The organism is Myroides sp. C1519 (assembly GCF_038039755.1).
GTDB classification, from domain to species: domain Bacteria; phylum Bacteroidota; class Bacteroidia; order Flavobacteriales; family Flavobacteriaceae; genus Flavobacterium; species Flavobacterium phaeum_A.
Window position 1 is genome coordinate 1 of record NZ_JBBPHM010000025.1, and the last position, 22,139, is coordinate 22,139.

Sequence of the window (22,139 nt, forward strand, 5' to 3'; positions counted from 1 at the left end):
AGATGTACCTGGTTTAGCTGAGTTCAACGGATGTCCTGATACAGACGGTGACGGTATTCCAGATCATTTAGATGAGTGTCCAGACGTTCCTGGTTTACCAGAATTCAACGGATGTCCTGATACAGATGGAGACGGTATTCCAGATCATAAAGATGAGTGTCCAGATGTACCTGGTTTAGCTGAGTTCAACGGATGTCCTGATACAGACGGTGACGGTGTGCCAGATCATTTAGATGAGTGTCCAGAAGTTCCTGGTCCAAAAGAAAATAAAGGTTGTCCATGGCCAGATAGAGATGGTGATGGTGTGCCAGATCATTTAGACGAATGTCCAGATGTTCCTGGTCCAGCTTCAAACAATGGATGTCCTGAAATTAAAGAAGAGGCAGTAAAACAACTTAATGACTATGGTAAAACTATCTTATTCAATACAGGTAAATTTACTTTCCAAAATTCTTCTTACGCTGTTTTAGATAACATCGTTAAAATTATGAAAGAATACCCAACTGCTAAATTCCACATTGCTGGATATACTGACAGTACAGGATCTGACAGAATTAACGTGCCATTATCTGATAATAGAGCTAACGCAGTTAAAGTTTATTTAATTGAGAAAGGTATCGACGCAAGCCGTTTAACTTCTAAAGGTTACGGTTCTGCTGATCCAATCGCTTCTAACAAAACAGTTAAAGGACGTGAGTTAAACAGACGTGTTGAAATTCAATTAAAAAAATAATTGATTTAAACGTCATATAATTATAAGGAAACGCTTCGAGTTAATCGAAGCGTTTTTTTTATATCTTTATTTTATGAATACAACTTCTTTTTTAGATAAATTGAGCGCTCAGATAAAGGAAGATTTTCCTTTGTCTATGAATGATTTAGTCATTGTACTTCCCAATAAAAGGGCTAAAATATTTTTGTTAGAAGATTTAAAAAAATATTATAATACAAGTGTTTTTGCACCTGAAATTATTAGTATTGAAGACTTGATACAAAGTTTGTCAGGTATTCGTGCTATTGATTCAATAGAACTATTGTTTGAATTCTATATAGTGTATAGAGATACCCATGAGGAAGCTGCACAAGATTTTGACCATTTTGCAAATTGGGCAAAAATGTTATTACAAGATTTCAATGAAGTTGACAGATATTTATTAGATCCTAATTATGTTTTTTCATATTTAAAAAATATTGAAGATATAAAGCATTGGTCATTAGATCCTGAGCAAAAGACTGACTTGATTAGTAGTTATTTAGAATTTTGGGATAAAATGCCTTTGTATTATGATAAGCTTTATACTCGATTGATTGAAAAGAATATAGGGTATCAAGGATTGATCTATAGAGAAGCTGTAAATAAGCATAAAGAGTTCATTAAGGCAAATAATAAACAATATTATTTTGCTGGTTTTAACGCTCTTAATGCTGCGGAAGAAGTTATTATTCAGCATATTCTACTTGAAAAGAGAGGGAAAGTTTTTTGGGATATTGATCAATATTTTATGAATGATCCCTATCATGATGCAGGGTTATTTTTGCGTAGAATTAAGAGGAATTGGTCTCATTATCAAAGGAATCCTTTTGAATGGATTGTAGATGAGTTCTCTCAAGAAAAAAATATTACAGTAATTCAAACACCTAAAAGTGTAGGTCAAGCTAAAATAGCTGGACAAATTGTAGAATCTATCTTAGATAATAGTCCTAAGTTAGAGAAAGTTGCAGTGGTTTTAGGAGAGGAGAACTTATTGTTACCTGTTTTGCATAGTTTGCCAAATCAAGTTAGTAGTTTGAATATTACAATGGGGTATAGTGGAAATAGTAATCCTGTACAGATTCTATTAAATAAGATATTCAAGATGCATTTATCTGCCATTAGAAGATCCGGAAAGCAGTATGTCGTTTATTATAAAGAGATTTTAGATGTATTAAGTAATCCAATATTGAATGTTGTTATTTCTGGTGAATCTATTGTCAAGGAAATTAATAATAAGAATATGACTTTCTTTACGCTTAATAGATTTGAAGAATGGATTAATGATACTACTTCTCCTTTGAGAAAGCTTGTTTTTGAATCATGGAAAGAGAAGTCTCCTTTGGATATTCTTCAAACTTTAATAGATATTGTTCTTGTAATTAAAAATAATCTTAACGATGAAATTGATAGTGAGCGGTTAAGTAAGACTTTTTTGTATTCGGCTTATCAAATGCTAAATCGACTTATTTCATACTGTCAAAAGTATAGTTTTATTACAAGTTTTGAAACTCTATACGCTTTATATAAACAAGTTATGGATATGGCAGAGGTGTCTTTTGAAGGAGAGCCTTTGCAAGGACTTCAGGTAATGGGGGTTTTAGAGAGTAGAGTTTTAGATTTTGATACAGTGATAGTTACTTCTGTAAATGAGGGTAAGTTTCCTGCTGGAAAGTCTCAAAACTCCTTTATACCATATGATATAAAACGTGAAATAGGATTGCCTACTTATAAAGAGAAGGATGCTATTTATAGTTATCACTTCTATCATTTGTTATTACGTGCTAAAAATGTTTATTTAATCTATAATTCACAAGCTGATGGTATGGATGCAGGTGAGAAAAGTAGATTTTTGACGCAGTTAGAAGTTGAGCAATGTAATAATCACAAAGTTGAGTATGTTACATATTCAGCTGATTTACCAGATAAAGCATACGAAGCAATTGAAATTCCTAAATCATCAAAGCTACAAGAGGAGCTAAAAGAAATTTCAATTGGTAAAGGTTTTTCTCCTTCAGCTTTGTCAAACTATTTACGTAATCCAATACAGTTTTATATGCAACGAGTTTTACGTATACGTGAGGTAGAGGAGGTGGAAGAAAGCGTTGCTTTGAATACTTTAGGAACCATTATTCACAATGCTTTAGAGAATTTATATAAACCTTTTGTAGGTGCAAGATTATCTATTCCAATTATACGTGAGATACAAAAACAGGCAGATAATGAAGTTCAAACCCAATTTGAAGAAGTTTATAATAGTGATAAAGAGAAAATGGGAAAGAATCTTTTAGCTTTTGAGGTGGCTAAAAGAAATGTATATCATTTTTTAAATGAAGAGGTTAGTAGATTAGAAAAGGGAGATGATGTATTGTTATTAGAGCTTGAAACAGAGTTAAAGCTGACATTAGAAGATAGTCGTTTGCCATATCCAATTAATTTATTTGGTTTCGTAGATAGAATTGAAGAGAGAAATGGGGTAATACGTATTATAGATTATAAAAGTGGGAAAGTAGAGTCAAATAATGTTAAGTTAAGTACATGGGAAGGTTTGACATTAGATTTAAAAAACGATAAGATTATTCAGCTTCTATGCTATGCATTAATGTATGCCCAAGGAGATGAGAATAAGTCTTTTGAAGCTGGAATTTATTCGTTTAAGAATAGACGTGAAGGATTTCTTTTCTTTGGTGTTCGTAATGGGAAAGAAGTTGATCATAGCATTACAAGTGAGACGTTATCTTTTTTTAAAGAAGAGTTAGTAACTTTGATATTGACAATCTTAAATCCAAAAGAAAGTTTCTTAGAAGAAATAAAATAGGAAAGGAGAGGTGTGCAGCACCTCTCCTTTCTTATTTTAAAAATGTTTTTATTGCGGTCAGTAATTCTTCTTTAGCTTCAATATGTAACATATGTCCACCATTTAGAGTAATTAAATCATCGTTTTTGTTGTCAATTTGAGTGATGGTGTCATCGTATACCATAACAGGATCTTTGTCTCCAAGTATAAATTGTATTTTAAATGGAGCAAAATGTAATAAGACTTCGCGATCTGTTCTTGTTTTCATTCCTTCTAAAGCTGCAACAATTCCTTGTACAGGTGTTGTAAGAGCATTATTTAGATGTTGTTCAATTTCAGTTACTTTTGATGTTCTAATATGGAGTTGAAATTGATTTCCAACAGCCATTTTGACGAAAAGGTCACTATTTTTCTTTATTATCTCTATGGCTCTATCTCTATTTTTCTTTTTTTCAGAAGGATCTGCTCTTGTTGTTGAGGCAACTAATATTACTTTTTTTACAAAATCGGGATAAAGCTCTCCAAAAGCTAAAGCTACATATCCCCCCATAGAATGACCAATAAGCGTGACTTTTTTTAGGTTTAAATGAGAAATAACTGCAAAAACAGCATCTGCCATATCTTCCATGCTATGGATATATCCAATACAGTCTGTTTTTCCATGTCCTAATAAGTCAATAGAAATTACACGATATTTTTTGGATAGACTTTCTATGTAATAGTTCCACATTGTTGCGTTTTCAAGAAAACCATGTAAGAATATTAAGGAGCTTCCTTTTCCTTTGTCTATAAACGCAAGGTCAATGTTTTTGTAATTTATCTTGATTAATCCCATTCTAACATATTTGTTTGCAAATTTATGAGTTCCCTTATATAATCAAAATAAAATTCAATATGTTGTCTGTCAAGTAATATATAAGTTTATTTAAATTCATTCTTAATTAAAGAAAGCTGTTATATTTGTAACAAATCAAAAAAGTATAAAATAGATGAGAAATATAGTTGTAGTTCTTTTGTTGGTATGTTCATTTGGGTTTGCACAAACAGGAAGGCCATATCAGATTTATAATCAAAAAGGGAAAAAGGTTAGTTATGATAAAATGATCAAGGAACTGGCGAAAGAAGATGTTGTATTATTCGGTGAGTATCATAATAATTCAATAGGACATTGGTTACAATTACAAACTACAAAATCATTAGGGAAGATAAAGCGTGTCGTGTTGGGAGCAGAAATGTTTGAAGCGGATAATCAAATCGGATTAGATAATTATTTGCAAGGTTTTGATAATGAAGAGCAATTTAATAAAAGTGTTAGGTTGTGGAATAACTATCAGACAGATTACAGACCTTTAGTTGAGTATGCTAAAGATAATAAGCTTAGTTTTATCGCAACTAATGTGCCGAGACGCTTTGCAAGTATGGTGTATAAGAAAGGTGTTGAGTCATTAGATACATTGAGTTTGCAAGAAAAACAATGGATTGCTCCATTGCCTTTTCCTTATGATAATAGTCTACCGGGTTATCAAAAGATGATGACAATGTTTGAAGATCACGCAGATGAGAATATGCCTAAAGCACAAGCTATAAAAGATGCTACAATGGCACATTTTATTATTCAAAATGCGAGAAAAGGACAATTGTTCTTACATTTTAACGGTTCATATCATAGTAATAACTTTGAAGGAATTGTTTGGTATTTGAAAAAGTACAATTCTACTCTCAAAATTGCTACAATTACTATGGTAGAAGGGGAGGATGGGGTACAATTTACCCCAGATAATTTAGGTTTAGCTAACTTTATTATTGTTGTTGATGCGAACATTTTAAAATCTTTTTAGTTTTTTTTAACTAAAAAGATTGTTTAGTCTTAAATAGTATGATTATTGCGATTTGTTTCGTGATTTTTGTTGTGTTTTTCTCTGTTTAAACTCAGTATAAATAGGGCTTTGCTCGTTGTGCATAACGTTAATAAGCTGTATTTTTGAGAGATTTTTTCAAGAAAAACAATTAAAATTACATTATGGCAAAATCTGCACTTTTAAAGTCATCCTTAGCGAAGAAGTATTGGATGGCTCTTACAGGGTTATTTTTATGCTTGTTTTTGGTTGGTCACTTGGTGGGAAACCTTCAATTGATTTTTGGTGATGCTTCAAAATTCAATGAGTACGCATTATTCATGACAACTAATCCAGCAGTAAAAGTATTATCTTATGTTACGTATATTTCAATCTTGTTCCACGCGATTGATGGTATCGTTTTAACAATTCAAAACAAGAAGGCACGTCCAATCGGATATGCTAAAAACAATGCTGCTGCTAACAGCTCATTTTCTTCAAGAAACATGGCAGTTTTAGGTACTTTATTGTTAGTGTTCATCGTTACTCACATGGTTAATTTCTGGGCTAAAATGCATTTTTCTGAAATGCCTTTGCAAACAGTAGAAGTTACAATTGAGGGACAAGAACCAGTTCTTGTTTACAAAACAGTACAAGAACAAGCAATTCCTGTTACAGCTGTTGAAATGGGACAGTTAGAAGTGAAGGGAACTCAGTTTTTCCAAGCGAATACAGACTTGAAAGTTGCTGACGGTTACAAAGATTTACACAAAATTACAATTGAGTTTTTTAAAGACCCAAGTACAGGACTAATCAGTACTATCTTGTATGTAATTGCAATGATTGTTCTTGGATTCCACTTATCTCACGGATTTGCAAGTGCATTCCAATCTTTAGGGGTAAACAATCCAAAGTATAACGGATTAATTAAATTAGGAGGATACTTATTCTGCTATTTAGTTCCAGCATTATTCGCTATTATTCCTTTATATATTCACTTTATTAAATAGTCCTAAAGAAATTGATTATGAAATTAGATTCTAAGATACCTAATGGACCACTTGATAAAAAATGGTCTGATTATAAAAATCATATAAAATTAGTTAACCCTGCAAACAAACGTAACATTGATGTTATTGTTGTTGGTACTGGATTAGCTGGAGGATCAGCTGCTGCTACATTAGCTGAGTTAGGTTATAATGTAAAAGCATTTTGTTACCAAGATTCACCTCGTCGTGCACACTCTATTGCTGCTCAAGGGGGGATTAACGCATCTAAAAACTACCAAGGTGATGGTGACTCTGTTTACAGATTATTCTATGATACTGTAAAAGGTGGTGACTACCGTGCACGTGAAGCTAACGTTTACCGTTTAGCTGAAGTTTCAGAAAATATTATTGACCAATGTGTGGCTCAAGGTGTACCTTTTGCTCGTGAATACGGAGGTCTTTTAGATAACCGTTCTTTTGGTGGTGTGCAAGTATCACGTACTTTCTACGCTAAAGGACAAACAGGACAGCAATTATTATTAGGGGCTTATTCTGCAATGAACCGTCAAATCGGTCGTGGAAAAATCCATATGTACAACCGTCACGAAATGTTAGACATTGTACTTGTAGATGGAAAAGCAAGAGGTATTATTGCTCGTAACTTAATTAATGGTGAGATTGAGCGTCACTCTGCTCACGCTGTTGTAATTGCAACTGGAGGATATGGTAACGTATTCTTCTTATCTACAAATGCAATGGGTTCAAACGTTACTGCTGCTTGGAAAGCACATAAACGTGGAGCGTACTTTGCTAACCCTTGTTTTACACAAATTCACCCAACTTGTATCCCTGTAACTGGAGACCACCAATCAAAATTAACTTTGATGTCTGAGTCATTACGTAATGACGGACGTATTTGGGTTCCTAAGAAAATGGAGGATGCAGTAGCTATTAGAGAAGGTAAATTAAAGCCAACTCAAATTGCTGAAGAAGATAGAGATTACTACTTAGAAAGAAGATATCCATCTTTTGGTAACTTAGTACCTCGTGACGTTGCTTCACGTGCTGCTAAAGAAAGATGTGATGCTGGATATGGAGTAAACGCTACTGGTGAAGCTGTATATTTAGATTTCGCTTCTGCTATTGACCGTTACGGAAAAGAGCAAGCAAGATTGAAACACTTAGATGAAAACGACGCTAAACTTGTTTACAAATTAGGTAAAGACGTTGTTGAAAATAAATATGGTAACTTATTCCAAATGTACGAGAAGATCGTAGATGAGGATCCATATACAACTCCAATGATGATTTATCCTGCAGTTCACTATACAATGGGTGGTCTTTGGGTAGATTATGACTTAATGTCTACAATCGAAGGATGTTATATTTTAGGTGAAGCTAACTTCTCTGATCACGGAGCTAACCGTTTAGGTGCTTCTGCTTTAATGCAAGGATTAGCTGATGGTTATTTCGTTTTACCTTACACAATTGGTAACTACTTAGCAGACGATATCCGTACTGGTGAAATTCCAACTGACTTACCTGAATTCGAGGCAGCTGAGAAAAACGTACGTGGTATGATTGATCACCTTTTAACAAATAAAGGTTCTCATTCAGTTGACTACTTCCACAAAAAATTAGGTAAAATTATGTGGGATAAAGTAGGTATGGCTCGTAATGCTCAAGGATTAACTGAGGCGATGGCTGAAATTGCTAAGCTAAGAGAAGATTTCTACAAAGACGTAAAAGTTTCTGGTACTGCTGATAGCTTTAACCAAGAGCTTGAAAAAGCGTTAAGAGTAGCTGATTTCTTAGAGTTAGGTGAATTATTTGCGAAAGATGCTTTACACCGTGAAGAATCTTGTGGAGGTCACTTCCGTGAAGAGCACCAAACTCCTGATGGAGAAGCAAAACGTGATGACGAAAACTTCGCATACGTTGCTGCTTGGGAATACAAAGGAAACCCAAGTGATGCAGTGCTTCACAAAGAAGACTTGGTTTATGAAAACATTAAATTGGTAACTCGTAGTTATAAATAATATTGAGACAAAGATTTTTTAATCTTGTCTTATTGTAAAAATTCGATACAAATGAATCTTACACTAAAAATATGGCGTCAATCCAACGCTAAAGTACAAGGAAAAATGGTTGATTATAAAATCGACAACGTTTCTCCTGATATGTCTTTCTTAGAAATGCTTGATGTTTTAAACAACGAGTTAATCGAGAAAGGTGATGAGCCAGTAGCTTTTGACCACGACTGTCGTGAAGGTATTTGTGGTATGTGTTCATTATTTATTAATGGTGAAGCTCACGGACCTGATAGAGGTATTACAACTTGTCAGTTACACATGAGAAAGTTTAAAGATGGAGATACTATCTACATTGAGCCTTTTAGAGCTAAAGCTTTCCCTGTAATCAAGGATTTAGTTGTAGACCGTACTGCTTTTGATAAAATTCAACATGCAGGTGGTTTCGTTTCTGTTAATACATCTGGAAACACACAAGATGCTAACGCAATTCCTATTCCTAAACACGATGCAGACCGTGCTTTTGACGCTGCTACTTGTATTGGATGTGGTGCTTGTGTTGCAACATGTAAAAACTCTTCAGCGATGTTATTCGTTTCTGCTAAAGTTTCTCAATTTGCTTTATTACCGCAAGGTAAAGTTGAAGCAGCTGATCGTGTTATGAACATGGTTGAAGAAATGGATGCTTTAGGATTTGGTAACTGTACTAATACAGGAGCTTGTGAAATCGAATGTCCAAAAGGTATTTCTCTTGAGAATATCGCTCGTATGAATAGAGAGTATTTAAAAGCAAGTTTGAAGTAATTCAACTCAATTTATAGGAAAGCCCGTGTATTACACGGGCTTTTTTTATGGGAATATTTCATCTTTGTTCATTCAACTTAGAGTATAGGCTTAGCAAACTTTTATGTAGTGAGGCTTTTGAAAAGAAGAGCTACTTCAGCTTTCTTTTCTTATTTTTGAATTTATTAATCAAATGATATTGACAATGAAAGTAGCTTTGATACAAGCACCATTAGCGTGGGAAAATATAGAGGAGAATAAACAGTCATTCATACAGAAGTTAAATGCAATAACCGAAGGCACACATCTTGTTGTATTACCAGAGATGTTTACCTCAGGCTTTACAATGCATCCAGAGCGAGTTTCTATTGCAATGTCAGATAAGTTTATTGTAGAGTTAATATCGTTGTGTAAATCGCGTAATTTTGCTTTAACAGGTAGTATTGTTATTGAGGAAGACAAGAAGTATTACAACCGTATGTTTTTTATCTTTCCTACAGGGGAAGTCAAGACCTATGATAAACGCCATTTGTTTTCTTTAGCTGGGGAAGAAAAGGTTTATACAGCAGGCCAAGAAAGATTGATTGTGGAGTATAAAGGGTGGAAAATATGTCCTCTTGTTTGTTATGATTTACGCTTTCCCGCATTTAGTAGAAATGTAGGAGGGGTATATGATTTGTTGCTTTATGTTGCAAGTTGGCCAGACCAGCGTATTTACGCGTGGGATTCTTTGATTAAAGCACGTGCGATAGAAAATATGTCTTACGTAGTTGGAGTTAATAGAAGTGGCTCTGATGAGAATAACAATGTGTATTCAGGTCACTCACAAGTTTTAGATACTTTAGGTAATTATCTTGTAGAACCATTAGTAGGAGAACAGGTAGTTTACGTTGAATTAGATAAAGAAAAACAAGATAAGTTACGTCATCGTTTAGGATTTTTAAAAGATGCCGATAATTTTACCTTGTTGAGATAACAAAAAAACACTAAAAAGCCTCTTAGTAAATAGTTACTAAGAGGCTTTTTTATTGATGATAAATCTTATGTTAGAAAGACTTATTATAAGGCGATTTGTTCATTAATATCCCAGTTAGCGCGAACATCTATTTGCTCTGGGAAGTAAACAGTTTCTTCAGGTTCTTTACGATCCCAGAAATAACCGGAATCCCATTTGCCATTTTTATTGTCGTCATAAGTTACACGAATGTAGTATTGACGAGGAGGCAATGCTGTAAATTCAAATGTATTCTTATCTTCACTGTATTGACTTGCAATTACTTTTTCTCTTTCATCAAGTAACTCTACAATAATAGGAAAGCGTTTTACTCCAGTAAATGTTAAGGCTAAATTCCCATAATCAGTCATTGCCAATGTTTTTACATTAAAATTAAGCGTATCGTTTTTAGTACCAAAGAAATCTGTTAATGCACCTGGCATTAGATTTACAGTGTAGGCGTTGTTTTCTTCTCTATCGAATTTCAAAGAAAGTTTTTGCTCAAGGGGCAATTGTTCTAATGAAAAAGGAACTGCTACTGTATCTTTATTAAAAATAGAGATTAATGCAGAGTTGATATCTTTTATAGGAGTAGTTGTCTCAATTGTAAAGTCAGAAATAAAATCTAACGTACCTGATTTACCTGAAACTTTAAGAGAATCTACTTCTTTCATTTTTACTCTTGGTTTCACAGTAAAAGTCTTTGTATAGTCGTCTTTTTTTGCTGTAATTAAAAGTGAGTCAGCTTCAATTTTAGGGAACCAAACTTGTAAACTATCTTTTTCTTTTAAATAAGAATATGCGTTTGGAATAACTTTCTCTCCTTTTTTAACTTCAATTGATACATTATCTGGGTTACCAATATAGGGTAAGTACCATTTGTTTTCAGAAATTTGTGAAGGTCTTGATGCTTCAAATTTCTCATCTGATTTAAAAAGAGTTAATTCAAACTCCTTGTCAGTTGGAATTTGAATAGAGTCTTTAATAAAAGCAATCTTATCTTGTTTTGGGTCAAACTTATAGTCGTTGTTTTTATCCTTTAAAGCAATTAAATAGTAAGTTCCTTCCTTAATATTTTCAATAGTAAACGTAGTTAAACTATCTAAAGTATTCGTTACATACAATGGTTTTTGTGTGTAAATGGTAGAATCTTTAAACGACTTTGCATCATAAAGCATCACATTAACGAAGTTATCAGCTTTAAATTTGTTAGCAGATTTAATAGTACCAGATACTTTTAAAGAATCGATATAATCTCCTGTAGAAAAAACGTATTTAAATTGTTTTAAAACGTTCCCCTCATTATTGTCTATGATAGCATCTCCAAAGTTGAAACTATAAGTTGTATTAGGAGCTAATGTATCTGTAAATTTAATAGTAACGGTTTTTTTTGCAAGACCCATTGGCTGGATATCAGGCATCTTTTCCAATGGAGGAGAGATAATTACATTTTGATTTGCATTTTTAATCTTTACAAATTCATCAAAATCAATTTTGATCTCATTCTTATTAAAGTTTGTTGAAAAGTTTTTAGGGGTACTACCAACCATTACAGGTGGAATAGTGTCTTTATCACCTCCAGAAATAAACCCTCTTTTCGCACAGTTAGAGAATGTAACTGTACAAATAATAGTAAAACAACATAAGAAGTATATGCGAAACTTAGACATAGTTATAATTTAAAGGACAAATTAACAACTATATTTTTTAGTTAGAAAATAACAGATATTAAAACTTTTAAATGGTTGATGCTAAACAGAGAATAGTAATCTTTGAATTGGGTATTTTTAGTAAAATTTTACTACAAGCTTCTAATGTACCTCCTGTAGTTAAGATGTCGTCAATTAACAAGAAGTGATTGGTTTCAAAGTTTTGCTGCTTAATGTCCAGAGCAAATTCTTCTGTATTATTTTTAAGTCGTTGAAATCTGTTTTTTTTAGTTTGTGAAGTGGTTTTAATCCGTTTGATTAACAGTTTATCGTTTATTGGTATATCAAAATGTTTAGATAAAGCTTCTGCAAAACCCGTAACTTGATTATAGCCTCTTTTTTTTAGCTTCTTTTTGTGTAAAGGAACAGGGATTATTTCTGTTATAGTAGACAATATAGATAAGTTAGTTAGTTGATAACAATAGAGTTTTCCTAAGAAGTCACTTATTTCAGAATGATTGTTATATTTTAAATTGTGTAATAATCTCTGAACAATACCTCCTTTTGAATAATAAAGCATACACGATCCAAATTCGAGGGGTACTCTTCCGTAAAACTTCATCATCGTTGTGTTTTCATCGCTTGTATGTTCCATTGTGAAAGGCAAATTATCTCGGCAGGAAAAACAAATTACTTCTTCATTTTTGAGCAAGTGCTGTTTACAAGCTAAACAACACTTGGGAAATAGAAGGTTTACGAGATTATTTAGCATAGTTAACGAGTTGAAAATGTAATGCTTAATAAAATTAGAAAAAAATCAGCTGTTATAATACTCAATATCAAATATCTTTGTTGGATAATGAAATATTAGATATGAATTTAGAAGCAGTAAAGAAAGAAGTTATGCAATTGATGGTATTGATTGCTCAAAATAAAAAAGAAGAAGCTAAAGAGTTAGCAGAGTCTGTATTAGAAATGATAAACGAAGGGTTAGACTTTGCAGCTACAGATGAAGATTTAGTACAATGGGGTAAGTTAGAGAAAATTGTAAATGAATTAAAAGGGAAAATTGCTTAATGGAACAAGTAGAAAAATGCTATTGTGGTAGTGGTCTTACTTTTGAGTTATGCTGTGAGCCATTTTTAAACAATAAAGTAATACCTGATTCAGCTGAAAAATTAATGCGTTCACGTTATTCGGCTTATGTTGTTGCAAATGCAAGATATATTATTGATACCACTCACCCGAAAACAAGGCATTTTCACAGTAGAAAAGCAATTCTACAGTGGTCAAAGGAGAATACGTGGGAAAAATTAGAAATTATATTAAGTGAGGTAAATCGAGTGGTTTTTAAAGCTTACTTTAAAGATAGTGGTGAAATAAGACAAATTCATTATGAAAATTCTCTTTTTGAGAAACTTGGAGAGAAATGGTACTATGTATCAGGTACTTTTGAGGAGTAAAACCACTAAAATAAAGAAACATTTAATGAAAATTACTTTGTAACTTAGTGAAAATATAAAATTATAGCATATGAAATCTACCAGAATTGAAAGCGATTTATTAGGAGAATTACAAGTGCCTTTAGAAGCATATTACGGTGTACAAACACAACGTGCGATTAATAATTTTAAGATTTCTACCAGTAAGTTATCAGACTATCCTGAGTTTGTAAAGGGATTAGCTATCGTTAAATGGGCAGCAGCAAAAACAAACTTCGAATTAGATGTACTTGATGAGAAGATATATAAAGTAATAGCAGATGCGTGTCAAGAGATTCTGGATGGTAAACTACACCAAGAGTTTCCTGTTGATATGATTCAAGGGGGAGCAGGTACTTCGGTAAATATGAATGCCAATGAAGTAATTGCAAACCGTGCTTTAGAGTTGTTAGGTTTCCAAAAAGGAGATTATCAAAATTGTTCACCTAACGATCACGTGAATTTATCACAATCTACAAATGACGCTTATCCTACTTCTTTAAAGGTAGCGGTATTTGAAATGAATAAAAAAGTAGTTGAACGCTTAGAAAAATTAGTACAAGGTTTCGAAGCGAAAGCAAAAGAGTTTGAAAACATTATTAAAATGGGAAGAACTCAACTTCAAGATGCTGTTCCTATGACATTAGGACAAGAGTTTGGAGGGTTTGCTTATACTCTTAAAAAAGAGGTTGCTGCATTGAATCAAGCAAGCCAATCGTTTTTAGAGATTAATATGGGAGCTACAGCTATTGGTACAGGGTTAAATGCAGTACCAGGGTATGCAGACCTATGTGCTAAGAATTTAGGACTTTTAATGAAACAGCCTGTTACATCTGCTGAGAATTTAGTAGAGGCAACTTCTGATACAAGTGGTTTTGTAGCATATTCAGGTGTGTTGAAAAAAGTAGCTATTAAGCTTTCTAAAATATGTAACGATTTACGTTTATTATCTTCAGGACCACGTACTGGATTAAACGAAATACAGTTACCTCCAATGCAACCAGGTTCGTCTATTATGCCAGGTAAAGTAAATCCGGTTATTCCAGAAGTTGTAAACCAGGTTTGTTTTAAAGTAATTGGTAATGATATGACAATCACAATGGCATCTGAAGCAGCACAGTTACAATTAAATGTAATGGAGCCTGTATTAGCTCATACCGTGATGGAGTCAATGATGTGGTTAGAAAACGCAATGGAAACATTAGTTGAGAAATGTGTAGTAGGTATCAAAGCTAACGTAGAACACAACAAAGATCTTGTATTAGGAAGTATTGGTATTGTTACAGCATTAAACCCTTATATTGGTTATAAAGCAAGTACAAAAATTGCCAAAGAAGCTTTGGAAACAGGAAGAGGAGTTTATGAATTGGTTTTAGAACACAATTTATTGAGTAAAGAACGCTTAGATGAAATTTTGGATCCTAAGCATATGTTAGCTCCACATAAAAAATAAACATAAAGTATTACTATATTTAAGCCTCCTTTTTGGGGGCTTTTTTATTTAATATGATATGTAACTTTTTTAAAATATATTGTCTAAATAAAAATGGTAAGTTTCTTGTAGTAAGTATAGAAAATCAAGAATTATGAAAGCAGTTGTAATTGGAGCCACTGGGGCAACAGGTAAAGTGTTAGTTAGACAGCTTTTAGCTGATGACGACTATAGTTTTGTAGAGATTTTTGTTAGAAATGATTGGGATATACAGCATCCTAAATTAATTTGTCACGTTGTTGATTTTGAGAAGATAGAGCAGTGGAAACACCTTATTGAAGGAGATGTTGCTTTTAGTTGTTTAGGAACAACCTTAAAAGATGCTGGAAGTAGAGAGAAACAGTGGCATATTGAATACGATTACGTGATTCAATTCGCGCAGTATTGCAGAGCGCAAGGTATTCGTTCATTCGTTGTCCTTTCTTCTAAAGGGGCTTCTGAAAGAAGTAAAATCTTTTATTTAAAGTTAAAAGGAATGATAGAACACGCGATTCTTTCTCTACACTTTGAAAATACAATTATTGTGCGTCCGAGTACATTGTTACGACCGAATTCTACTCGTAAAGGAGAGAAGTTTAGTATAAAGCTAATACGTTTTTTAAATCGTTTGGGACTTTATAAAAGCTTTAGACCGGTTTCTGTATTTGATGTTGCTAAATGTATGCGAAAAGAGAGTAAACAACTTACTTATCGCGTTTCTGTAATTGAAAATACTGATATCTAAAAAGGCCTACTGAAACAGTAAGCCTTTTAAAGAAACTAAATATAAGGTGTGAAGGATTATTTTGCTTTAGTAAATTCTAAGTTTACAGCGATTTTTACATCTTTTGCAATCGCTTGTCCTGATGGATCGTAAGCAACGTCAAAGTCAAAGCGATTTACAGTAGTAGTAGCTTGGAACCCTAACTTTTGGTTTCCTTGTCCATCATCTTGTAATAACCCTCCGTAAGTCAAATCGAATGTTACTGGTTTAGTTATGTTACGAATAGTTAAGTTACCTTCTAATTTGTATTTATCTTTTCCAGTTTTTTTGATTGATTTACTTTCAAAAGTCATCGTAGGGAATTTCTCAGCATTGAAGAAATCATTTGTTTTTAAGTGATTGTCACGCATTTCCACAGATGTGTTTACACTGTTCATATCTACTGTAAAGTTGAATACTCCTTTCGTTAAATCTTCTGGAGTACCAACGAAAGTACCTTCATATTTGTCAAAACGACCATCTACAAAAGAGATTCCTAAGTGTTTTACTGAGAAGTTAACAAAAGAGTGCATATTATCAACATTCCATTTTGTTTGTGCGAAAGTAGCTACAGAAAATAAAGTGGCTACAAATAATAAAGCTATTTTTTTCATAATATATATTTTGTTTGTTATCTGATTACAAATGTACTATCAGATATAGGTACAATCACTTAACCTACATTAAGAACGTATATAAACAAAAAAAAGCTGCTCAATTAACTTGAACAGCTTTTTCTATAAATACATCAATAAATATTGATTACATCATTTTTTTTAACCAGTTTTTGATAGACACCTCTTCGTTGATGATGTTTTTAAGATCGGCAATTGCTACACGGTCTTGTTTCATCGTATCTCTGTGGCGAATAGTAACTGTTTTATCTTCTAATGTTTGGTGATCCACTGTAATACAGAATGGAGTACCTAATGCATCAGCACGACGGTAACGACGTCCAACAGCATCTTTTTCATCATAAGCTACATTGAAATCCCATTTCAAATCTTCAATGATTTCTTTAGCGATTTCTGGTAAACCATCTTTTTTAACCAATGGTAAGATAGTAGCTTTTGTAGGAGCTAATACAGCAGGTAATTTCAATACTGTTCTTGTACTTCCATCTTCTAAAGTTTCTTCTTGAAGAGATTTAGAGAAAATAGATAAGAACATACGGTCAAGACCTACAGATGTTTCTACTACGTAAGGAACATAAGAAGTGTTTGTTTCGTTGTCAAAGAATTGAAGTTTTTTACCTGAGAATTTCTCATGTGCTTTCAAGTCAAAGTCAGTACGAGAGTGAATACCTTCTAATTCTTTAAATCCGAATGGGAAGTTAAACTCGATATCAGTTGCAGCATTAGCATAGTGAGCTAATTTCTCGTGGTCGTGGAAACGGTAGTTTTCAGCTCCCATACCTAAAGATAAGTGCCATTTGTGACGAGTAGCTTTCCAGTACTCATAGTATTTCATTTCTTCTCCTGGTTTCACGAAGAATTGCATTTCCATTTGTTCAAATTCGCGCATACGGAAGATGAATTGTCTTGCAACGATTTCGTTACGGAATGCTTTTCCTGTTTGAGCAATACCAAAAGGAATCTTCATACGTCCTGTTTTTTGAACGTTTAAGAAGTTTACGAAAATACCTTGAGCTGTTTCAGGACGTAAATATAAATCCATAGCAGAGTCAGCAGAAGCACCAAGCTTAGTACCAAACATCAAGTTGAATTGACGTACCTCAGTCCAGTTTTTAGAACCAGTTTCTGGGTCAGCAATTTCTAACTCTTCAATTAATGCTTTTACGTCAGCTAAATCTCCTGAGTCTAATCCACGAGCCATACGTTCTAAGATTTCTTTTTTCTTAGCTAAGTATTCTACAACTCTTGGGTTAGTTGCTACAAATTGTTCTTCGTCAAAAGATTCTCCAAAGCGTTTTTTAGCTTTTTCGATTTCTTTCTGAGCTTTTTGATATAGTTTTTCACAGTAGTCTTCAATTAAGACGTCTGCTCTGTATCTTTTTTTACTGTCTTTGTTGTCAATTAATGGGTCGTTAAACGCGTCAACGTGACCAGAGGCTTTCCAAGTGGTTGGATGCATAAAGATTGAGGCATCTATTCCTACAATATTTTCGTGCATTTGTACCATTGATTTCCACCAGTACTCGCGAATGTTTCTTTTTAACTCCACACCGTTTTGAGCGTAGTCATATACTGCGCTTAAACCATCGTATATTTCGCTTGATGGAAAGATATAACCATACTCTTTAGCGTGCGAAATAACGTTCTTAAAAATATCATCTTGTTTTGCCATAATGCAAAAGTAATAAAAGACTTTAAGATAAGAAACCTCAAAAAGGCCATTTTACAATGAAACTTCTAAAGTTTATTAATCTTTTGTCATTAAAGTTATTATTTGTTCTTTTTTGGCTTGTTATAAGCTCTTAAAATGCGTTCAGTATTTTCAATGTGTCCCCACATATTCCAATCGTCGTGTCCCGGAATTATCGTGTCAGGAAAAGGAAATTTATTTTTCACTTTTGCAATTGTTGCTGGCCATTCTTGTGTATTTGCATCTCCAATAAAACCAAGGTCTGTTGCTTCTGCACTTTTTACAAGGCACCCTCCGTATAAAACAGATTCGTTGGGAAACCAAATAACAACATTGTCTTTGGTGTGTCCTTCACCTAAAAAGTGAACAGAAAATTTTTCTCCTGCTATGTTGAAATCTTTTTCATTGCCAAAAGTTTCCTGTGCTATAGGTTCGTTTTTACTTTGTAAGATTTCATTTGTTAGTTCATAAGCATACGTTTTTGCTCGTAATGCTTCAAAGTATGCTAAACCACCAGCTCTATCTTCGTGAAAATGCGTTACGATTACTATATTGATTTCCTTGTTGTGATTTTCTTTGACATATTCTACAAGGGGAGTAAACTGCGTTTTATCCCAAGGCGTATCAATTAAAATAACACCTTCGTCAGTTAAGACATACATTCCATTTGCAGCGTACAAGGTACCATTAATTTCTTGGAAAGTAGTGTACACATACATCTGTTCGTTTAGTCTGTTTATTTTTAAGTCTTGAGATTGACTATAAGCAAAAAAGCTACTGAATACAGTAGCAATTAAGATAAATGATTTTCTAAGCATTAATTAGTTTGTTATGTAAGGGAAAGATAGGTTTACACCCATCCTTTTTTTCTGAAGTCTTTTAAAGTTGCTGTAAATCTTGTCATTTCTTCTGGTGTTCCAAGTGAAACACGACTCCATTGTGTCAAAGGAGGGAATGGGCGACCTACTAATATACCTGCTTCTTCCATACGTTCCATATATTTTTGAGGATCACCAGTTATTTTGTGAAATACAAAGTTTCCTTGGCTTGGTAAATATTCTAAACCTAAAGCGTCTAAGGTAGAAGTGGTAATAGCTAATGAGTTTGAATTCATTGCAATACTATCAGCTAAGAACTGCTTATCTTTTAAAGAAGCAATACCAGCTACAGCTGCTGTAATATTTATGTTTAAAATAGACATAAAAGTCACTAATTCTTTAGTCAGTTTTTCTGTTGCTAAACCATAACCAACACGCATTCCAGCCATTGCAAATATCTTAGAGAATGTACGTAATACGATTACGTTATCCATTCCTTCTTGTACAAATTGAGTTCCACTTACAAATGAAGGGTCAGTGATGTATTCTGCATATGCTTCATCAACCATAAAGAAGGTTTTATCTGCGTTAGCTGTTTTTACCCATTTTTCAATTGATGCACTTGAAGTCAATGTTCCTGTTGGGTTGTTAGGGTTACATAAATAACAGATAGATAGTCCATCAAAGTTATCTGCAGCCTGTTTCATTTTGTCAAGATCCATTTCATACTTTTCATTCAAAGGAACCATTACTACTGGTATTCCAATACCTTCAGCGTGGTCTGCTGCTAAAAAGAAAGTAGGGTTTGGCGTGATAAATTGAATCTTTTGCCCTTTTTGTAATGCTTGAATACCTAATTTGTTGATAATAGCACGAATTACATCAGAAGAACCTACACCAAGTGTCACTTGAGAAGTTTTCATCTGGTAAGAGTCTGCAATAGTTTGTTGTAGCTCTTCAATATAAGCATCCGGATATCGATTAGCAGAAGGGATAATATCTATAATTGCTTGTTGTGCTTTTTTAGAAAGGCCTAAGCTATTCTCATTGTAATGTAGATACAATGGTGTTTTATCAACAGTTGTTGGTAAGCCTAATTCAGCAATTGATTCTAATGTTTGTGTTGCAGCTAACCCTCTTGTGAAGATTGCTCCTGCAAATAATGTCCCCGACAACTTTAGTATGTCTCTTCTGTTCATCGTAATTATGTTTTATTGGTTTTTTTACTTTATTGTTTTTTAGGCAATTGCTAAAAATGGAAAGTAATCCTTGAGTGAAGTATAAAAATAGAATAATATTGATTAAAAATGATGTAATCTTAAAAAAAATATAATTTTTTTCTATAAAAGGGATGAAAAGTGTTTTTGTAAAATAGTTGTTTTTAAAAGTATAATAGTTGAATTTTATTTAAAACAAATTGATATAGTGTGAGTTAAATAAATTATTTTTGAATAGTAATTACGTTATATGAAAAAAAGAAGCATAATTTATATTGTTGTATTCATTTTCTTTGGAGTGACTACCTCTTGTGAGGAAATTGACTTTTGGAAGAAAGATTGTTATAACCCAACGAAGGTAAGTCAGAGTGAGGTGAGTTTTGAAAATTATGGAGGAGAGGTTTATATTGATGTAACGCCACAACCTTTTCTTCTTTATAAAGATAATCCTCTTAATGATGGTTCAGGAATAGTACTTAGCGAATCCGTTTCGGAGTATAGTACCAAGGATTATCAAGTTATGAAAACGGGGGATAGGAGATTGTTGATAAAGGCTTTTCCTAATAAAACAGGTGTACCTATTGAGTTTGACGTAAAGGTTGAAGGTGGGGATTGTAGCAAGACTATAGAGTGTAGAATCAAAGAGTAGAGAAGAGGAAATTATAATGTAGTTTTAAAATAGAACGATAAAAAAGTGCTAATTAGTAGATTAATTAGCACTTTTTTATTTTGTTTGATTGTGGCTTAGATAGTGTTTTAACTCAGTTTTGTAGGTACTATGTTCGACACATACCCCACACATCTACCACATTTGTTCGGGAAATGGCCTGTTTTCCGAACAAATGTGGTACTTGTTTAGAACATGTCTCGAAGGAGAGCCGTTTAAAACTCCTGTAAGCCTTGGTGTATATAGGATTAAAACATTTGCTTATCTACAGGTTTTAGTGTTTTTTAGCAACTCAAAGAATTACCTTTTATAATTTGAAGGAGGAGTGTTCACGATAGTTTATATAAACAAACAGAGGGATATCACTATGATATCCCTCTGTTTGTAAGTGAGAAAAGAGTATTATTCTTCCTCTTCTGTATTTTTAAGTTTCATCAACAAGGTATAAGCGCCTTTTGAAACTATTTTTTTACCTTCTAATTCTTCTGCATTCTCAATTTGGATAAATCCATTTTCCTTTTCTCCAACTTTAACAGGAAGTAGTTGATAAGTTTGTTTACCAATTTCATTGAATACAAAATATCTTCCTTCAAAGTAAACCACACTCTCTTCTGGTAGTGCTTTAGATAGCATAGAATGTGTGTCTATATCTGCATTCATATACATTCCAGGAAGTAATTTTTGCTCAAATTGTTCAAAGTGACAATGTACTTCTGAAACCCCCTCCATATTGATATCCATACTGATTAAGACAATTTCTCCTTCGTATTTTTTCTCTGGATTGTTGTTTGTATAACTAACAACGCGTTGTCCAACTTCTAATTTATCTAAGTCTTTTTCATACACTTTTAGATTTAAGTGGATATCACTTGGATCGATTAACTCAAACATTACGTCTGAAGGTGTAACATATTTACCAACGTTTACATAGGTATTACTTACAAACCCTGTAATTGGACTATATAGTGGCACTGACTTACTGATGTTATCGTGTGTTAATGTCTTAGGATTAATGTTGATTAGACTCAACTGTTGACCAAGAGCATTCATTGTGATATGTTGACTATTCATTTCAGCTTGTGCTTGTTGCATTACTTTATCACTGCTGGCTTGACTTGCATTTAGGTCTTTTTGGCGATTATAGTCTAATCTTGCAAACTCGTATTTGTCTTTTGCAATTAGATAGTTCTGTTGAATTTGGATGTATTGTGGGTCTTCCATTACCGCAATTAACTCTCCTTTTTTGACTTGCATACCAGGTAACAACTTAGTTTGTTTCAAGTATCCCCCTAATGGGTTAGTAACAGAAATTAAGTTTTGAGGTGGAACATCTATTTTACCATTTAACTTCAGTGTTTTTGCAATCTGACGTTCAGAAAGTTGAGTTGTCTCAATAGTAACGTGTTTTAATTGCGCATCCGTTAATTGTACAGTATCAGTGTCCTCTGTTTGCTCTGTTGTTTCTTCGCTTGCGTCTTCTTTTTGTTTACACTGTGTGAATAATAAAGCTCCTGAAATAGCAAGGATAACAGTAGCGTATTTGATATTTATATAGTTGAATGACATAGT

At 33.3% G+C, this 22,139-nt stretch carries 20 protein-coding genes; 12 read left to right on the plus strand and 8 right to left on the minus strand.

Translation table 11 applies throughout. The features are described from left to right. The coding region (locus tag AABL81_RS12105) for an OmpA family protein (protein ID WP_341341157.1) at positions 1-733 on the plus strand (733 nt) is incomplete at its 5' end. Between the two features lie 73 nt (positions 734-806). Continuing rightward, positions 807-3,569, plus strand: coding sequence for a PD-(D/E)XK nuclease family protein (locus tag AABL81_RS12110; protein ID WP_341341158.1), 2,763 nt, complete (start codon positions 807-809; stop codon positions 3,567-3,569). 31 nt (positions 3,570-3,600) lie between these two features. On the opposite strand, the gene AABL81_RS12115 is transcribed toward AABL81_RS12110, so the two are convergent. After that, positions 3,601-4,383 carry an alpha/beta fold hydrolase gene (locus tag AABL81_RS12115; protein WP_341341159.1) on the minus strand — a complete coding sequence of 261 codons (783 nt, stop codon included), beginning with the start codon at positions 4,381-4,383 and terminating at the stop codon, positions 3,601-3,603. 154 nt (positions 4,384-4,537) lie between these two features. Between AABL81_RS12115 and AABL81_RS12120 the strand changes: the two genes are divergently transcribed. The 5 genes from AABL81_RS12120 (at position 4,538) to AABL81_RS12140 (ending at position 10,161) form a co-directional block, all read left to right on the plus strand. Further along, positions 4,538-5,386, plus strand: coding sequence for a ChaN family lipoprotein (locus AABL81_RS12120; RefSeq protein ID WP_341341160.1), 849 nt, complete (start codon positions 4,538-4,540; stop codon positions 5,384-5,386). A 182-nt stretch (positions 5,387-5,568) separates the two neighbouring features. Continuing rightward, positions 5,569-6,393: a succinate dehydrogenase cytochrome b subunit gene (locus tag AABL81_RS12125; protein WP_158209880.1), complete on the plus strand. Its 825-nt coding sequence runs from the start codon at positions 5,569-5,571 to the stop codon at positions 6,391-6,393. A gap of 17 nt (positions 6,394-6,410) precedes the next feature. Then, the gene (locus AABL81_RS12130) at positions 6,411-8,411 is read left to right on the plus strand and encodes a fumarate reductase/succinate dehydrogenase flavoprotein subunit (protein WP_158209881.1); all 2,001 of its coding nucleotides are present in this window, start codon (positions 6,411-6,413) and stop codon (positions 8,409-8,411) included. A gap of 51 nt (positions 8,412-8,462) precedes the next feature. Continuing rightward, positions 8,463-9,206: a succinate dehydrogenase/fumarate reductase iron-sulfur subunit gene (locus AABL81_RS12135; protein WP_158209882.1), complete on the plus strand. Its 744-nt coding sequence runs from the start codon at positions 8,463-8,465 to the stop codon at positions 9,204-9,206. 184 nt (positions 9,207-9,390) lie between these two features. Further along, on the plus strand, positions 9,391-10,161 hold the full coding sequence (locus AABL81_RS12140) for a nitrilase family protein (RefSeq protein WP_341341161.1): 771 nt from the start codon (positions 9,391-9,393) through the stop codon (positions 10,159-10,161). 83 nt (positions 10,162-10,244) lie between these two features. Here the strand turns inward: AABL81_RS12140 and AABL81_RS12145 are convergent, their stop codons facing one another. Together AABL81_RS12145 and AABL81_RS12150 are read right to left on the minus strand one after the other, a co-directional pair. Further along, positions 10,245-11,849 carry an Ig-like domain-containing protein gene (locus AABL81_RS12145; protein ID WP_341341162.1) on the minus strand — a complete coding sequence of 535 codons (1,605 nt, stop codon included), beginning with the start codon at positions 11,847-11,849 and terminating at the stop codon, positions 10,245-10,247. Positions 11,850-11,916: 67 nt separating this feature from the next. Further along, entirely contained in the window at positions 11,917-12,483 is a 567-nt protein-coding gene (locus AABL81_RS12150) for a ComF family protein (protein ID WP_341341163.1), read from the minus strand. Between the two features lie 218 nt (positions 12,484-12,701). Between AABL81_RS12150 and AABL81_RS12155 the strand changes: the two genes are divergently transcribed. From AABL81_RS12155 to AABL81_RS12170, 4 genes are all read left to right on the plus strand, one after another. Further along, positions 12,702-12,905: a hypothetical protein gene (locus AABL81_RS12155; protein WP_158209885.1), complete on the plus strand. Its 204-nt coding sequence runs from the start codon at positions 12,702-12,704 to the stop codon at positions 12,903-12,905. After that, positions 12,905-13,291, plus strand: a complete 387-nt coding sequence (locus AABL81_RS12160; RefSeq protein ID WP_158209886.1) for a YchJ family protein — start codon at positions 12,905-12,907, stop codon at positions 13,289-13,291. Before AABL81_RS12155 ends, AABL81_RS12160 begins: the two co-directional genes overlap by 1 nt. Positions 13,292-13,361: 70 nt before the next feature. Then, entirely contained in the window at positions 13,362-14,762 is a 1,401-nt protein-coding gene (gene aspA, locus AABL81_RS12165) for an aspartate ammonia-lyase (RefSeq protein ID WP_341341164.1), read from the plus strand. 133 nt (positions 14,763-14,895) lie between these two features. Further along, on the plus strand, positions 14,896-15,525 hold the full coding sequence (locus AABL81_RS12170) for an NAD(P)H-binding protein (protein WP_158209888.1): 630 nt from the start codon (positions 14,896-14,898) through the stop codon (positions 15,523-15,525). Positions 15,526-15,581: 56 nt separating this feature from the next. Here AABL81_RS12170 and AABL81_RS12175 read toward each other — a convergent pair whose 3' ends face one another. The 4 genes from AABL81_RS12175 to AABL81_RS12190 form a co-directional block, all read right to left on the minus strand. Next, complete coding sequence (locus tag AABL81_RS12175; protein WP_341341165.1) at positions 15,582-16,157, minus strand: YceI family protein; 576 nt, start codon at positions 16,155-16,157, stop codon at positions 15,582-15,584. Between the two features lie 148 nt (positions 16,158-16,305). Next, a complete protein-coding gene (locus AABL81_RS12180; protein ID WP_090410166.1) occupies positions 16,306-17,850 on the minus strand; it encodes a glycine--tRNA ligase in 1,545 nt (514 codons plus the stop codon). A 98-nt stretch (positions 17,851-17,948) separates the two neighbouring features. After that, positions 17,949-18,686, minus strand: a complete 738-nt coding sequence (gene bla / locus AABL81_RS12185; protein WP_341341166.1) for a BlaB/IND/MUS family subclass B1 metallo-beta-lactamase — start codon at positions 18,684-18,686, stop codon at positions 17,949-17,951. A gap of 32 nt (positions 18,687-18,718) precedes the next feature. After that, positions 18,719-19,885, minus strand: coding sequence for a pyridoxal phosphate-dependent aminotransferase (locus AABL81_RS12190; protein ID WP_341341167.1), 1,167 nt, complete (start codon positions 19,883-19,885; stop codon positions 18,719-18,721). Between the two features lie 268 nt (positions 19,886-20,153). On the opposite strand from AABL81_RS12190, the gene AABL81_RS12195 reads away from it, so the two are divergent. Beyond that, positions 20,154-20,552, plus strand: a complete 399-nt coding sequence (locus AABL81_RS12195) for a hypothetical protein (protein ID WP_341341168.1) — start codon at positions 20,154-20,156, stop codon at positions 20,550-20,552. Between the two features lie 420 nt (positions 20,553-20,972). Here the strand turns inward: AABL81_RS12195 and AABL81_RS12200 are convergent, their stop codons facing one another. Beyond that, positions 20,973-22,136 (minus strand): efflux RND transporter periplasmic adaptor subunit, encoded by a 1,164-nt coding sequence (locus AABL81_RS12200; protein ID WP_341341169.1) that lies wholly within the window; start codon positions 22,134-22,136, stop codon positions 20,973-20,975. Between the last annotated feature and the right edge of the window lie 3 nt (positions 22,137-22,139).

What these genes read in the sequence shown, in the direction of transcription:
- AABL81_RS12110 (WP_341341158.1), top strand. Translation starts at nt 807, where the DNA reads ATGAATACAACTTCTTTTTTAGATAAATTGAGCGCTCAGATAAAGGAA.
- AABL81_RS12115 (WP_341341159.1), bottom strand. Translation starts at nt 4,383, where the DNA reads ATGGGATTAATCAAGATAAATTACAAAAACATTGACCTTGCGTTTATA.
- AABL81_RS12120 (WP_341341160.1), top strand. Translation starts at nt 4,538, where the DNA reads ATGAGAAATATAGTTGTAGTTCTTTTGTTGGTATGTTCATTTGGGTTT.
- AABL81_RS12125 (WP_158209880.1), top strand. Translation starts at nt 5,569, where the DNA reads ATGGCAAAATCTGCACTTTTAAAGTCATCCTTAGCGAAGAAGTATTGG.
- AABL81_RS12130 (WP_158209881.1), top strand. Translation starts at nt 6,411, where the DNA reads ATGAAATTAGATTCTAAGATACCTAATGGACCACTTGATAAAAAATGG.
- AABL81_RS12135 (WP_158209882.1), top strand. Translation starts at nt 8,463, where the DNA reads ATGAATCTTACACTAAAAATATGGCGTCAATCCAACGCTAAAGTACAA.
- AABL81_RS12140 (WP_341341161.1), top strand. Translation starts at nt 9,391, where the DNA reads ATGAAAGTAGCTTTGATACAAGCACCATTAGCGTGGGAAAATATAGAG.
- AABL81_RS12145 (WP_341341162.1), bottom strand. Translation starts at nt 11,849, where the DNA reads ATGTCTAAGTTTCGCATATACTTCTTATGTTGTTTTACTATTATTTGT.
- AABL81_RS12150 (WP_341341163.1), bottom strand. Translation starts at nt 12,483, where the DNA reads ATGGAACATACAAGCGATGAAAACACAACGATGATGAAGTTTTACGGA.
- AABL81_RS12155 (WP_158209885.1), top strand. Translation starts at nt 12,702, where the DNA reads ATGAATTTAGAAGCAGTAAAGAAAGAAGTTATGCAATTGATGGTATTG.
- AABL81_RS12160 (WP_158209886.1), top strand. Translation starts at nt 12,905, where the DNA reads ATGGAACAAGTAGAAAAATGCTATTGTGGTAGTGGTCTTACTTTTGAG.
- aspA (WP_341341164.1), top strand. Translation starts at nt 13,362, where the DNA reads ATGAAATCTACCAGAATTGAAAGCGATTTATTAGGAGAATTACAAGTG.
- AABL81_RS12170 (WP_158209888.1), top strand. Translation starts at nt 14,896, where the DNA reads ATGAAAGCAGTTGTAATTGGAGCCACTGGGGCAACAGGTAAAGTGTTA.
- AABL81_RS12175 (WP_341341165.1), bottom strand. Translation starts at nt 16,157, where the DNA reads ATGAAAAAAATAGCTTTATTATTTGTAGCCACTTTATTTTCTGTAGCT.
- AABL81_RS12180 (WP_090410166.1), bottom strand. Translation starts at nt 17,850, where the DNA reads ATGGCAAAACAAGATGATATTTTTAAGAACGTTATTTCGCACGCTAAA.
- bla (WP_341341166.1), bottom strand. Translation starts at nt 18,686, where the DNA reads ATGCTTAGAAAATCATTTATCTTAATTGCTACTGTATTCAGTAGCTTT.
- AABL81_RS12190 (WP_341341167.1), bottom strand. Translation starts at nt 19,885, where the DNA reads ATGAACAGAAGAGACATACTAAAGTTGTCGGGGACATTATTTGCAGGA.
- AABL81_RS12195 (WP_341341168.1), top strand. Translation starts at nt 20,154, where the DNA reads ATGAAAAAAAGAAGCATAATTTATATTGTTGTATTCATTTTCTTTGGA.
- AABL81_RS12200 (WP_341341169.1), bottom strand. Translation starts at nt 22,136, where the DNA reads ATGTCATTCAACTATATAAATATCAAATACGCTACTGTTATCCTTGCT.